The sequence below is a fragment of the Streptomyces sp. NPDC001781 genome (genome assembly GCF_053596035.1).
Genome location: NZ_JBSFFI010000002.1, coordinates 91,489 through 104,761, shown reverse-complemented (window position 1 = coordinate 104,761; position 13,273 = coordinate 91,489). Strand labels below are relative to the sequence as shown.

General features: G+C 74.6%; 11 protein-coding genes and 1 tRNA gene. 9 read left to right on the top strand and 3 right to left on the bottom strand.

Annotated elements, in window-relative coordinates; all coding sequences use genetic code 11:
* Positions 1–221: 221 nt before the first annotated feature.
* Positions 222–1,613 (top strand): hypothetical protein, encoded by a 1,392-nt coding sequence (locus ACWCV3_RS02240; protein ID WP_451217073.1) that lies wholly within the window; start codon positions 222–224, stop codon positions 1,611–1,613.
* 28 nt (positions 1,614–1,641) lie between these two features.
* On the opposite strand, the gene ACWCV3_RS02235 is transcribed toward ACWCV3_RS02240, so the two are convergent.
* Entirely contained in the window at positions 1,642–2,238 is a 597-nt protein-coding gene (locus ACWCV3_RS02235; protein ID WP_451217070.1) for a histidine phosphatase family protein, read from the bottom strand.
* A 216-nt stretch (positions 2,239–2,454) separates the two neighbouring features.
* On the opposite strand from ACWCV3_RS02235, the gene ACWCV3_RS02230 reads away from it, so the two are divergent.
* The 7 genes from ACWCV3_RS02230 to ACWCV3_RS02200 all read left to right on the top strand — a co-directional run bounded on the left by ACWCV3_RS02230 (position 2,455) and on the right by ACWCV3_RS02200 (position 8,664).
* Positions 2,455–3,408, top strand: coding sequence for a phosphatase PAP2 family protein (locus ACWCV3_RS02230; RefSeq protein ID WP_451217067.1), 954 nt, complete (start codon positions 2,455–2,457; stop codon positions 3,406–3,408).
* Positions 3,305–4,498, top strand: a complete 1,194-nt coding sequence (locus tag ACWCV3_RS02225) for a hypothetical protein (protein ID WP_451217064.1) — start codon at positions 3,305–3,307, stop codon at positions 4,496–4,498. Before ACWCV3_RS02230 ends, ACWCV3_RS02225 begins: the two co-directional genes overlap by 104 nt.
* Positions 4,489–6,087: a hypothetical protein gene (locus ACWCV3_RS02220; protein WP_451217061.1), complete on the top strand. Its 1,599-nt coding sequence runs from the start codon at positions 4,489–4,491 to the stop codon at positions 6,085–6,087. The genes ACWCV3_RS02225 and ACWCV3_RS02220 overlap by 10 nt, the downstream gene beginning before the upstream one ends.
* Positions 6,084–7,421, top strand: a complete 1,338-nt coding sequence (locus ACWCV3_RS02215) for an AAA domain-containing protein (RefSeq protein WP_451217058.1) — start codon at positions 6,084–6,086, stop codon at positions 7,419–7,421. The genes ACWCV3_RS02220 and ACWCV3_RS02215 overlap by 4 nt, the downstream gene beginning before the upstream one ends.
* A 113-nt stretch (positions 7,422–7,534) precedes the next feature.
* Positions 7,535–7,906, top strand: coding sequence for a hypothetical protein (locus tag ACWCV3_RS02210; protein WP_451217055.1), 372 nt, complete (start codon positions 7,535–7,537; stop codon positions 7,904–7,906).
* 22 nt (positions 7,907–7,928) lie between these two features.
* The gene (locus ACWCV3_RS02205; RefSeq protein WP_451217052.1) at positions 7,929–8,600 is read left to right on the top strand and encodes a bifunctional DNA primase/polymerase; all 672 of its coding nucleotides are present in this window, start codon (positions 7,929–7,931) and stop codon (positions 8,598–8,600) included.
* Positions 8,591–8,664: transfer RNA gene (locus ACWCV3_RS02200), tRNA-Lys, on the top strand. Before ACWCV3_RS02205 ends, ACWCV3_RS02200 begins: the two co-directional genes overlap by 10 nt.
* 49 nt (positions 8,665–8,713) lie before the next feature.
* On the opposite strand, the gene ACWCV3_RS02195 is transcribed toward ACWCV3_RS02200, so the two are convergent.
* The gene (locus tag ACWCV3_RS02195) at positions 8,714–9,928 is read right to left on the bottom strand and encodes a M6 family metalloprotease domain-containing protein (protein ID WP_451217547.1); all 1,215 of its coding nucleotides are present in this window, start codon (positions 9,926–9,928) and stop codon (positions 8,714–8,716) included.
* 367 nt (positions 9,929–10,295) lie between these two features.
* Between ACWCV3_RS02195 and ACWCV3_RS02190 the strand changes: the two genes are divergently transcribed.
* A complete protein-coding gene (locus ACWCV3_RS02190) occupies positions 10,296–12,116 on the top strand; it encodes a putative bifunctional diguanylate cyclase/phosphodiesterase (protein WP_451217049.1) in 1,821 nt (606 codons plus the stop codon).
* Here the strand turns inward: ACWCV3_RS02190 and ACWCV3_RS02185 are convergent.
* Positions 12,095–13,183 (bottom strand): LLM class flavin-dependent oxidoreductase, encoded by a 1,089-nt coding sequence (locus ACWCV3_RS02185; RefSeq protein ID WP_451217046.1) that lies wholly within the window; start codon positions 13,181–13,183, stop codon positions 12,095–12,097. The two genes, ACWCV3_RS02190 and ACWCV3_RS02185, sit on opposite strands and share 22 nt — an antisense overlap.
* Positions 13,184–13,273: the final 90 nt, after the last annotated feature.

The window sequence follows — 13,273 nt, the reverse complement described above, 5'->3', positions numbered from 1 at the left end:
GCGGGACGGCGTCAAGGGCTACGGCGCAAGTGCCCCGCAAAGGATGGCAGTTCATGGCAGATCGTGGATGAGATATCCGTTTTGTAGCTAAACACTGCGTGTCGGACCGGGCACAGCCTGTACGTTCTTGCCCCGCCGGACCCACGGTGTCACACGGGCGACCACACCCGTGGAGGGCCCCGTTCCGGCACGGTTCGACGGTTCGCACGAGAGGACCGGCCATGGCGTCGTCAACCGATACCCCGGCGCAGCCCGACCGGCCGCTCCGCCCCAACACCGCCTTCCGGCAGGTGCGCGGCCGCCGCTCCCCCGCCGAGTTCGCCGCCCTGGTGCGGCGCGCGGCGCGGGAGATCGGCGAGCGGGTGAGCTGCGACGCGCGCTACGTCGGCAGAGTCGAGGCGGGTGAGATCCGCTGTCCCAACTACGCCTACGAGCGGGTCTTCCTGCACATGTTCCCCGGCCGCACCCTCACCGACCTCGGCTTCGCGCCGCGCTCGGCCGTGCGCGGACGCGGCGCGCGCCCGTCCGCGCCACCGGGCCCGGTCCGGGCGGCCGCCAACGAGCATCCTTACGACCCCCTGAACCACGAGGAGAGCGACGTGCTGCGTCGCGCATTCATGACCGGTACGGGTGCCACGGTGGCGGCCGCCGCCACGCTGGTCCCGCTGGCCGCCGCCACGGGCGCCTCGGCCGCCGCGCGGCGGCCCGGCACGTCGGAGGCGGCCGCCGTCGAGGAGGCCGTCCGGCGCATCCGGGTGCTGGACGACAAGCACGGCGCGGACGGTCTCTACCGGCGCGCTGCGGAACCGCTGCGCGCCGCGTACGCCCTGCTGGACGCGGGCGCGACCCGGCAGACCACCGTGGAGCGGCTGCACTCGGGCGCCGGTGAGCTGGCCATCTCGGTGGGCTGGCTGGCCCACGACTCGGGCCGCTTCGACGACGCCCGCTCGCACTACGCGGAGGCGCTGGCCACCGCCCGGATGACCGGGGACGCGGGTCTGGAGGCGCACGCCTTCTGCAACACCGCCTTCCTCGCGCGGGACGCCGGGCGCCCCCGCGAGGCGGTCCGGGCCGCGCAGGCCGCGCAGCGGGCCGCCCGCCCGCTGGGCTCACCCCGGCTGATGTCGCTGCTGGCACTGCGCGAGGCGGGCGGCTGGGCGGGGCTCGCCGACCGCACCGGCTGCGAGCAGGCCCTCGTACGGGCGCAGGCGCTGTTCGGGCGCGGCAGGACCGAGTCCGACCCGGAGTGGATGAGCTTCTACGGCGAGGCCGAGCTGGCCGGCCTGGAGGCGCAGTGCTGGTCGACGCTGGGCGACTGGCGCCGGGCGACCCGGCACGCCCGCCGCGCGGCCGGCCTCCAGGACCCGCACTTCTCCCGCAACATCGCCCTGTACAGCGCCGAGCTCGCCGACGACCTGGCCCGCGACGGCCACCCCGACGAGGCGGCCACCGCGGGTCTGCGCGTGCTGGACCTGCTCGCCCAGGTCCAGTCCTCCCGCATCCACACCATGCTGGCGGGCACCGCGCGGGTCCTGCTCCCGCACCGCCGCGCCACCGGGGTGGCGGACTTCCTGGACCGCCACGCCTCGCTGCCGCGCCCGCGGCGGGGGTAGGGCCGGTACCCGAGGCCTGTGACAGCCCTCAGCCGACGAGGTGCCCCGTGTCGTTCCAGCTCTCGATCGCCGGCTCGCCGTAGGCCCAGCCGAGGGTGGAGAGCGAGGTGGGGTTGAGGCGCAGGCGGGCGGCGAAGTCGATGGGGAGGCCGAGCCAGCGGGCGCCGATGGAGCGCAGGATGTGGCCGTGGGCGAAGATCAGGACGTCGCGGTCGGCGGAGCGTGCCCACTGGACGACCTCGTCCGCGCGGGCGGAGACCTCCGCGGGCGTCTCGCCCTCGGGGACCCCGTCGCGCCAGATCAGCCAGCCGGGCCGGACGTCCTGGATCTCGGCCGGGGTCATGCCCTCGTACGCGCCGTAGTCCCACTCCATGAGCGTGTCCCACACCTCGGCGCGGTCCTCGAACCCGGCGAGCCCGCAGGTCTCGTGCGCGCGGACCAGCGGGCTGGTGCGTACCTCCACGTCCGCGAATCCCGCCGGCGGCGTCTGCCGCAGCCGCTCACCGAGCAGCTTGGCCCCGCGCCGGCCCTCCTCCAGGAGCGGCACGTCGGTCCTGCCCGTGTGCTTGCCGGACAGCGACCAGGCCGTCTGTCCGTGCCGGGCCAGCAGGATGCGCGGTGCCATGGGGAACCTTTCCGGAAGAGGGACGCCGGGTGGACGCCGGGGAAACCCGTTCACCGGGTCCTTCCATGATGGCGCACCGCGCGCGCGGGCAACCCGGTGGGCGACAGGTGCGTCTTCGCAAGCCGGAACGCCCGCGCGGACGGGCGCGCCGACACCGTAAAGTGTCACGGCGCCCGCGGGGGGTGCCGGGCCAGCGTGAACGGGGAGGGCGATCGGATGCCGCAGACCGAGGCAGCGGACACCGGGGCGGTGCCGGCCGGCCGGCCGCGCTGGTGGACCGAGCTGCCGCTGATACTGCTGGTCTACGGCTGCTACACCGCCGGCCGGCTCCTCGCGCGCGGGGACGTCTCCTCGGCCGTGGACCACGGTCTGGCCATCCTCGGCGTCGAGAAGGCGCTGTACCTGAACGCCGAGCACCCGCTGAACCGTCTCTTCACCGCGGAGCCCTGGCTCGGGGTGCCGGCCGACTTCTGGTACGCCTCGCTGCACTACGTGGTGACGCCCGCGGTCCTCGTCTGGCTGTTCCGGTACCGTCCCGAGCACTACCGGGCGGCCCGCACCTGGCTGATGACGTCCACGTTCATAGGACTCATAGGCTTCACCCTGCTGCCGACCTGCCCGCCCCGCCTGCTCTCCCCCACCCACGGCTTCGTGGACACCATGGCGCACTACAGCTCGTACGGCTGGTGGGGCGGCGAGGCCAGTGCCCCGCGCGGCATGGGAGGGATGACGAACCAGTACGCGGCGATGCCGAGCCTGCACGTCGGCTGGGCGCTGTTCTGCGGAGTGGTGCTGTGGAAGTACGGGCGCTCCCGCTGGGCCGGGGTCGCCGCCGTCGGCTATCCGCTGCTGACCGCGATCGTGGTGATGGGCACCGCCAACCACTACTTCCTGGACGCGGTGGCGGGCGCGGCCGTGATGGGCGCCGGCCTGCTGCTGGCCCCGTACGTGACCCGGGCCGCGACGGCCGCGCGGCTGCGGCTGACCGCCTGGGCGGCTCCGCCGGCGTCGGCCGGAAACACCGGTCCCGCCCCGGTTGTCAGTGACGGATGCCAGACTTCCGCGGGTGAGCGAATTCCACGGCAGCGCGCGTCGCGGCTCGACCCCGCGGCCGGAACCGACGCCTCCCCCAGCGACGCGGGGGACAGCGCTGCGGCACCGGCTCGCTGAGCTGCGCGGTCCCGACGTACCGGCCAAGGCGCTGGACGCGCGCGCCCTCGCGGCGCTCGCGGCCAATCCGGGCTGCCGCAGACGCGCGATCCTGGACGGCGCCGGGGTGGACAAGGCCGCGCTCGCGGACGCGCTGGGCGCCCCCTCGGACTACGGTCAGTCCCAGTTCGCGCTGATCCGGGGCAACACCTTCGAGGCCCGTGTGAAGGCGGACGGCGGCGCCGAGCTGCTGCGCCTCACCCACACCCTGCTGGACCCGGCCGCCGAACCGCCCGCCGGGGCGGCGGTGCCGGACCTGGCCGCGCCGGGCCCCGAGGGCCGTACCGCGCGTACGGCGCTGGCGCTGCGGGAAGCGGTGACGGCGGGCGGCTGGACGCTGCTGGACCACCCGATGCTGGCCCTGGACGTGGCGGGCTCGCCGGCCTTCCTGGAGCCGGACGCGGTGGTCGTGCACCCCGACGGCGGCTGGACGGTAGTGGAGATCAAGTCGTTCCCCGTGCTGGACGGCTCGGCCGACCCGGCGAAGGTGGGCGCGGCCGCCCGGCAGGCGGCGGTGTACGTACTGGCGCTGGAGGCGGTCGCCGCCCGGCTGACCCCGCCGCCCGCCGTGCGGCACGAGGTGCTGCTGGTGTGCCCGAAGGACTTCTCCAACCTGGCCACCGCACGCGCGGTCGACGTCCGCGCCCAGCGTGCGGTCACCGCGCGGCAGCTCGCCCGGCTGACCCGCGTGGAGACCATCGCCGAGGAGCTGCCCGAGGGCACCTGCTTCGACCCGGAGCGCCCGGCCGGTGAGCTGACGGCCGCCGTGGACGCGGTCCCGGCGACCTACGCGCCCGAGTGCCTGTCCTCCTGCGAGCTGGCCTTCCACTGCCGGGAACGGTCCCGCGCGGTGGACGAGGTGACCCGGCTGGGCCGCCCGCTCCGCGCCGAGCTGGGCGGTCTCGGCACGGTCCAGGAGGTGCTTTCGGCGGCGCGGGGCGAGAGCGGCGACCCCGGCGACCCGGTGGTGTCCGCGCTGCGCCGGGCCGCCGCCCTGCGCGCCGAGGCGCTCGCCGCGGCGGCGGACCGGGAGGCCGTGCCGTGTCCCTGATCGCCACCCTGGCCCGTCTGGAGGCGGTCGCCACCGGCCGTGCCCAGCCCGCCGCGACCGTGCGGCACCGCCATCTGTCCGACCGCCCGCTGGTGTTCGTCCCGCTGACCACCGCCGGTGAGACCGGCGCTCCGCTGGGCGCGCTGGTGGGCACCGACCGGGACGCGCCCCGGCTGCTGGTGGTGCCCCAGCCCCGCGACCGCGACCAGCGCTTCGCGTTCCTCGCAGAGCTGGCCGACATCGTGCTGCCGCACCTCGACTCCTGTGCCGCGGCGGTGGAGACGGCCGAGCGCACCGACACCGACCCGGAGACCGGCAAGCGGGTCAAGGTGGAGGTCGACCTGTGCGCGGACGCGCCCCAGATCGTGGTTCCGAGCCGCGCGGGCCTGGATCTCGTCCGGCTGCTGGGCCGCTCGATGCGCTTCCGGCGTACGGCCGAGCAGGAGCCGGAGACGCCGCATCCGGCGCCGCCGCGCGTGCCGTTGCTGGGCCGCTGGCTCACGCACTACGGCGAGCGGTCCCGGGTGCCGGGCTCCTCGCTGCTGCTGGCGCTGACCGACGTGCTGTCCCGGCACTGGGCCACGGGTCAGTCCGTGGTGGAGGACCAGCACCTGGGCGCGCTGCTCGCCTGGATCGACCCGCCCGACGGCGAGTCCGGTGCCGAGGCGGCCGCGCGGGCGGAGCGGGAGCGCGACGCGGCGGGCCAGCTGCTGTGTCCCCCGGCGGGCCCGGCCACCGACCCGGCGTTCGACAACAAGCTGCTGGCCCCGGCCATCGAGCGGTACGACCGGGCGCGCACCGCGCTGGCCGCCGCCGAGGACGCCCCGAGGGCCGAGGACCTGCTGACCGCCCTCACGGCCGCCGAGCACGAGATCCGCCACCTGGTCGACAGCCGTACGCGGCCGACCTGGGACGCGGTCTGGCGCGGGCTCGACCTGCTGCGGACGCTCCCCGCGGGCGCGCACGTCGAGGAGCGGTGGACCCGGGACCGCTGGTCGTTCACCGCGCACCGGGACCGGATCACCGCGGGCGAACCGCCGCAGCCGCGCCGGGACGACGCGGTGACCGCCGCCGGCAAGCTGGCCGGCCGCGAGCGCGAGCAGGCCCGGCTGGAGGCGCAGGAGGCGCTGGACGACCCGCTGGTGATGGCGGCCCGGCGGCTGGCCGGGGAGGCGCTCGCGGGAGAGGTGACCGAGGTGGTCATGGCGTACAGCGAGGGCAGGCGGCCGAGCCCGCGCCCGCTGGTGACCGTGCGCACCGGGGACCGCCCGCACCTGGGCGAGCGCGTCAAGGTGTACCGCTCGCTGAACGGCAGGCCCCAGACGGCGGAGTTCGCCGGGTACGAGGGCGCGCCGGAGGACGGCGTGCTGGTGCTGCGGATCATGGACAAGATGGGCCGGGGCAAGGAGCCGGAGGCCGGTTCGGTGCCGGAGAAGGGCGACACGGTGTGCTTCACCCTCTTCGAGCACGAGCAGCGCGGGGGCGCCAAGCTGCCCGACCCGGAGCAGACCCCGTGGACGCACGGCGGGCCGCCGGGTGAGCCCACGCGGGAGGCCCCGGACGCGGTGACCGAGGAGGACGTGCTGTGACGACCGTGGACTTCGACCCCGCAGCCGCCGCCACGCGCGCCACGGACGCGATCCTCGCCGACACCCTGCACGGCACCGAGCGCGGCGTGGTGGTCGACTCCCCGCCCGGCGCCGGCAAGTCGACGCTGGTGGTCCGCGCCGCGCTGGAGCTGGCCGGGGCGGGCCGCCCCCTGATGGTGGTGGCGCAGACCAACGCCCAGGTGGACGACCTGGTGCTGCGTCTCGCCGAGAAGGAGCCCGACCTGCCGGTGGGCCGCCTGCACAGCAGCGACACCGACGCCTACGACAAGGCGCTGGACGCGCTGCCGGGCGTCCGTACGTCGGCCAGGGCGGGCGATCTTGCCGGGCTCCCCGTGGTGCTGTCCACGGCCGCCAAGTGGGCGCACGTCAAGGTGGACGAGCCGTGGCGGCACGCGATCGTGGACGAGGCCTACCAGATGCGATCGGACTCGCTGCTGGCCGTGGCCGGGCTGTTCGAGCGGGCGCTTTTCGTGGGTGATCCCGGCCAGTTGGACCCGTTCTCCACGGTGGGCGGCGACCAGTGGGCGGGTCTGTCCTACGACCCGTCCGCCTCGGCGGTGACCACGCTGCTGGCGCACAACCCCGGCCTCCCCCAGCACCGCCTCCCGGTGTCCTGGCGACTGCCCGCGTCGGCGGCGCCGCTGGTGTCGGCGGCGTTCTATCCGTACACACCGTTCCGCAGCGGGACCGGGCACGGGGAGCGGCGACTGGCCTTCGCGGTGCCGCCGGACGGTTCGGCACCGGACCGGGTGATCGACGAGGCCGCGGAATCCGGCTGGGGACTGCTGGAGCTGCCGGCCCGGCACACCCCGCGCACCGACCCGGAGGCGGTGCGGGCGGTGGCCTCGGTGGTGCGGCGGCTGCTGGACCGAGGGGGCGCGGCCCTCTCCGAGCGTGCGGGGGCGCCCACGCCACTGACCGCCGGCCGGGTCGCTGTGGGCACCGCCCACCGGGACCAGGCGTCCGCGGTCCGCGCGGCCCTGGCCGACCTCGGCGTGACAGGCGTCACCGTGGACACCGCGAACCGGCTCCAGGGCCGGGAGTACGACGTCACGGTGGTCCTGCACCCGCTCTCCGGCCGCCCCGACGCGACCGCCTTCCATCTGGAGACGGGCCGCCTGTGCGTCCTGGCCTCCCGCCACCGCCACGCCTGCATCGTGGTCTGCCGCGCGGGCGTGGGCGACCTGCTGGACGAGTATCCGTCCACGGAACCGGTGCGGCTCGGAACCCTGGTGAAGTTTCCGGACGGCTGGGAGGCGAACCACGCCGTCCTGGCGCACCTGGCCGAACACCGGGTGCCGTACCGGCCCTGACCCCGCGTGCGGGTCTGGCCCGGGGGCGGTCTTGCGTGGGCACGGGACAATGGACGGTGGTCCGGCCGCAGGCGGGGCCGAGTGCAGCGAACGTACGAGGAGGAGATGAAGACATGGCGGAGCCCTCGCCGCGTCGCAACGAACCGCGGCTACGCCCCGCGCCCCTGCTCTTCGAGCCCGCCGAGGCGGCAGCCGATCCGGAGCACTTCTTCGACCTGGAGTCGATCGACGACCCGCGCGCCCTGCTGACGCGGGCCACCGACCTGACCCGGGCGTTCCGGGCGGCGGCCGACCGGGCGATGGAGTTCCAGGCCGTGGCGGCGGCCCAGCTCGCCGATCCGCGCCGGTTCGACCGGCTGACGGCGGCGGACATCGCCGAGCGGGCGGAGTGGACCGAGGACTACGCCAAGAAGATGGTGGAGTTCGGCCGGGACCTGATGCGGGGCGCCGACCCCGAGGGCCGCCGGGCGGTCGACCCCCACTAGGGCCTGTCCGCCCACCTGGCATATGCCAGGTGGGCAAGATACCCCCTCCCGCCCCCGGGTGTCCCCATTTTCCGCAACCCAGGGAAACCACCCGCTCACCGCCGGTACACCTGTGTGCATGACCAGCGCACCGGACGTCACCGCCGCCACCGCCGAGGGAGCCGCCTGGCTCGCCTCGGCCGGACCGTATCCGCGCAGCACGCTCGCCTTCTGGCAGGAGCGGCCCGGCGCTCCCCTGGTGCTGCCCTGCGGCACGGTCTTCGACGTGGTGAGCGCGCCCTCGGTGTTCGGCCGGCGGATGCTGGACCGGTTATGGGGTGCGGACGGGCCGGGCTGCGGTCCGGTCGCGGTGCACCGGGGCCGGACACTGCTGTTCGCGGCGCCGGGTACCGCGCAGCGGCTGCCCTCCCTGCTGGCCTGGGAGGAGTGGGGACCACGCACCCACGCCGTGCCGCCGCTGCTCTGTCACGGCACCGGGGACGCGGTGACCGTCCCGGCGCTGGGAGGCGACGCCGGGCCCGCTCCGGCGGGGTCCCGCTGGCTGGTCGCCCCGGACACCCGGCACCCCTGGCTCCCCGGCCCCGAGGTGCTGCTCTGGGCGGCGGTGCGCGCCGCCCGCGCGGAGGCCCGGGTATCGATTTTTCCTCCCGCCGACCAGGATGCTAAGGTCTACGACGTCAGCAGGCGCCGCTAGCTCAGTTGGTTAGAGCAGCTGACTCTTAATCAGCGGGTCCGGGGTTCGAGTCCCTGGCGGCGCACAGACAACGAAGGCCCTCGCGCGAGCGGGGGCCTTTCGCGTGCTCCGTCTCAGGCGCCTTCCCCGGGCGTGATCCGCACCGTCCACGCCCCGGCCGGGGTGCGCTCCTCGACCTCCACCTTCACCCCGTCCCCCGGCACGGTGAAGCTCTCCCCGAGCGACACCGGCGCGTCGGCCAGCGGCGGGTAGACGGAGTTCTCCCAGCACGCCTCGGTGTGCGGATGGGCGTCCACCACGTCGACCGGGCCGTCCCCGGACGCGACGCGGGCGTGCACCCGGTAGACGAGGATGCCCTGTCTGCACGCCGTACGGTCGTTGCCCACCGGGCCGCGCGCCTCGAAGGCGAGGGCGGTGTCCGCACCGGTGCGGACCACGGCGAGCTTGGTGCCGTTGCCGAGCCCGAAGGCCGGGGTGCCCGAGGCGCCGCGCACCGGGACGCCGGGACCGGCCGCGAGCGGTTCCAGGGTGAGCCGGGTCGGGCCCGCGCCCCGTACACAGGCCACCTGGCGGGGGGCCAGCCAGCCCAGTTTCCACTTGTGCCAGCCGAACAGGTCCGGGGCGGCTCCGAACTGGCTTCCCATCAGGTCCCAGTCGCCGACGTGGGTGTCCCAGTCGTCCTTGGAGTCCGTCGGGCGGTGGTAGAGGTCGGGGAGGTCGAAGACGTGCCCGGTCTCATGGGCGAGCACCAGCCGGTCGGGCGGGTGCTGCTCGAAGACCGTGACGACCCGGCGTACGTCGGTGCCGTCGAGCCGGACGGGTGAGTCGAGGTTGACGACCTTGGTGGCGTCGGAGTCGACGCCGGGCGCGTCGGGGTCGGCCACCAGGTAGACCACGTCGTAGCGGGAGAAGTCCAGCGCCTTGTCGGCGACGGCGAACGCGTCCCGCAGATAGGCGGAGCGGTCCGCGGGCGCCCAGTCGCGCCGTATGCGGTACGTGGTGGACGGACGGGGCATCTTCAGCCAGCGGCCCATCGGGTGCGGGCGCAGGGTGAAGCGGCCGTAGGAGGACTGCTCGAAGTAGCGGCTGGTGGCCGGGAAGTGGTCGGCGGTCAGCTCGCCGGGGGTGGTGCGGGGGGTGGCGTCCGGGAAGGACAGGAAGACCAGGGCGGCGTCGAGCGTGCCCCTCGGGCGCGGGTAGGCGGAGTTCCAGGTGTCCAGGCCCTCGGAGTGGTGGGCGTCGGTGCGGTGCAGCGCGCAGGGCTCGGGCGAGAAGGGTCCGGCCACGGAGGGGCCGGTGAGGATCGAGGTCGCGGCGAGCGCCGACATCGTGGTGGCCACGGCGGCGGCGCTGCGCAGCTTGGGCACGTCTGGGACCTCCGGTCGCGGTTGGGGACACCGCCACCCAGACTGTGTGCTTATGTTGTGCTATGCCCTGTTTATCTGAACCGGAAGGGTGAGTAAGCCCGTTTGCCACGCCGGTGGACGCCCGGCGATCGACACCCCGATTCACTCACGGAACGTCACAAGTGGTCGCGAGCCTCAAGAACCCGTCCAGGTCCAGGCAGAAACGATCTGTCAGGGAAGCGGGTCGGTCGTGGAGACTGGAGACCGGCTGGAAGGGGCCGGGACCAGCCTCTATGATCGGCACACTTTCCGGCACGGACAGGGATCGAGTGCACTGCGGGAGCGAGCGGTGAGCGGAACGTCCGAAGGGCCGACGCCAGCGGCAGACCTCGACCGGTCGGCCGTGACCGACGGTGACCACATGACCTACCACCGGGTCTTCACGACGGCCCCGCTCCCCATGGCCGTGGTGACCCCCGACGGGCTGGTCGCGCACGCCAACACCGCCCTGGGAGCGCTGCTGGGCACGACCGCCGGGGCCCTGGCCGGCCGCCCGGCCGCCGACCTCGTCGACCTCGCCCCGGACCCGCGCACCCGGCACGCGTATCGCGACGTGCTCGCCGGCCGGCAGGACCGGCTGCGCTGCACCCGGCGCCTCAAGCAGCCGGACGGCGACCCCGTGTGGGTGCGGGTCACCGTCACCCCGCTGGCCGAAGGCACGCCGGGCGCCCTGCTGTCCGTCTCCGACATCAGCGCCCGCCGTGAACTCCAGGCGCGGCTCCGGCACTTGCGGATGCACGACCCGGTGACGCGGCTGCCCAACCGCACCCTGTTCTTCGAGCGGCTGTCGGCCGCGCTGGAGGCCGGGCCCGAGGACGGCGCCGGAACCGGGCGGATCGGCCTGTGCTGCCTGGACCTGGACGGGTTCAAGGCGGTCAACGACACCCTGGGCCACCGCGTCGGCGACCGGTTGCTGGAGGCCGTGGCCAAACGGCTGACCCATGTGGCCGAGGAGGCCGGGGGCGCGCGCGCCGGCGCCCCGCTGGTGGCTCGCCTCGGCGGTGACGAGTTCGCGCTGCTCGTGGAGGACTCCACCGGCACCGAGCAGCTCTCCGAGCTGGCCGCCTCGGCGCTGCGGGCGCTGGAGGAACCCTTCGACCTGGCCGGGCGGCGGCTGTCGCTGACCGCGTCCATCGGGGTGGTCGAACGGCACACCGCCGGGACCACGGCGACCGGTCTGATGCAGGCTGCGGACACCACGCTGTACTGGGCGAAGGCCGACGGCAAGGCCCGCTGGACCCTGTTCGATCCCGAGCGCAACGCGCACCGCGTCACCCGGCAGGCCCTCTCCTCCACGCTCCGTCCCGCGATCGAGCGCGGGGAGTTCGCGCTGGATTACCAGCCGCTGGTCGGGATGGAGGACGGGCGGCTGAGCGGGGTGGAGGCCCTGGTGCGATGGCACCACCCTCAGTTCGGGACGCTGACGCCGAATCGGTTCATCCAACTGGCCGAGGAGGACGGCTCGATCGTGCAGCTCGGCCGCTGGGCGCTGGTCACGGCCTGCCGCCAGGCCCGGCGGTGGCAGCTCGCCCATCCGGACGAGCCGCCCATCTTCGTCAGCGTGAACGTCGCCGTGCGCCAGGTCTGGGACTCCGACCTGGTCGCGGACGTGGCCAGCACCCTCGCCGAGACCGGGCTCGCCCCGCACCTGCTGCAGCTGGAGCTGACCGAGTCGGCCGTGATGGGTTCCGGGGGCCGGCCGCTCCAGACGCTCCAGGCCCTCAGCGACATGGGCGTGCGGATCGCCATCGACGACTTCGGCACCGGCTACTCGAACCTGGCCTACCTCAGCCGGCTCCCGGTGTCGGTGCTGAAGCTGGACGGGTCCTTCGTGCGCGGCTTCCAGTACGAGGGCGGTGATCCCGGCCCGGCCGGGGCGGGGACCACCGCCAATCCGGCGGACGAGGTGATCGTGGAGGCGATGATCCAGCTCGCCCACCGGCTCGGGCTGACCGTCACGGCCGAGTGCGTGGAAACCTCCGCGCAGGCCACCCGGCTGCGCCGGATCGGCTGCGACACCGGGCAGGGGTGGCTCTACTCCCGCCCGGTGCCACCGGACCGCATCACCGAGCTGCTCGGGGCGCAGAGCTACGCGGCGGGCAGGCCGTAGGCGTCGGCGATCAGCTCGTAGGAGCGCAGCCGCAGCTCGCCGCGGTGGGCGTGGCTGGTGAGCATCAGCTCGTCGGCGCCGGTGCGCTTGTGCAGGTCGTCGAGGCCCGCGCGGACCTCGTCGGCGGTGCCGTGCACGATGTTGCGGGTGAAGGAGGCCGCGAACTCCTCCTCCATCGGGCTGAACTCGTGCCGGGCGGCGTCCTCGGGGTCGGGGAAGAGCCCGGGACGGCCCATGCGCAGCCGGAGCATGTTCAGCGCGGTCGCGCGGACCTGGCGGGCCGCCTCGGCCTCGTCGTCGGTGGCGAGCGCGGAGACGCCGATGAGGGCGTAGGGCTCGGCCAGCGCCTCGGAGGGGCGGAACGTCTCCCGGTACAGGTCGAGGGCCGGGATGGTGTTCTGCGCGGAGAAGTGGTGCGCGAAGGCGAAGGGCAGGCCGAGCATTCCGGCCAGCTGGGCGCTGAAGCCGGAGGAGCCGAGCAGCCAGATCACCGGCCGGTGCGCCGACTGCACGCCGCCGGGGGTGCTGCCCTGCACCGGGCCGGGGACGGCGTGGATGCGGGCGTAGGGGTGCCCGTCGGGGAAGTCGTCGTCGAGGAACCGGGTCAGCTCGGCGAGCTGCTGCGGGAAGTCGTCGGCTCCCTCGTTCAGGGTGTCGGAGCGGCGCAGCGCGGCGGCCGTCGCCCCGTCGGTGCCCGGTGCCCGGCCGAGGCCCAGGTCGACGCGGCCCGGCGCCATGGCCTCCAGGGTGCCGAACTGCTCGGCGATGACCAGCGGGGCGTGGTTGGGCAGCATGACGCCGCCCGAGCCGAGCCGGATGCGGTCGGTGTGGGCGGCGAGGTGGGCCAGGATGACGGCGGGCGAGGAGGAGGCGACGCCCGGCATCGAGTGGTGCTCGGCGATCCAGTAGCGGTGGAAGCCGCGCGCCTCGGTGAGGCGGGCCAGCTCCACGCTGGTGCGCAGCGCGTCGCCCGCGGTGCTCCCCGCTCCCACGGTGACCAGGTCGAGTACGGAGAGGGGGGCGGGGGCGGTGCCGTGCACGGCCCCCCGGATCTCGTCTGCCGGCACGGTGGATGCCTCCTGTTTACGACGTGCGCTTTCCTGCCCTGCCGTAACAGGAGGCAGTCCCCGCTTATTCCCTCCCACCGCCCGCGGGCC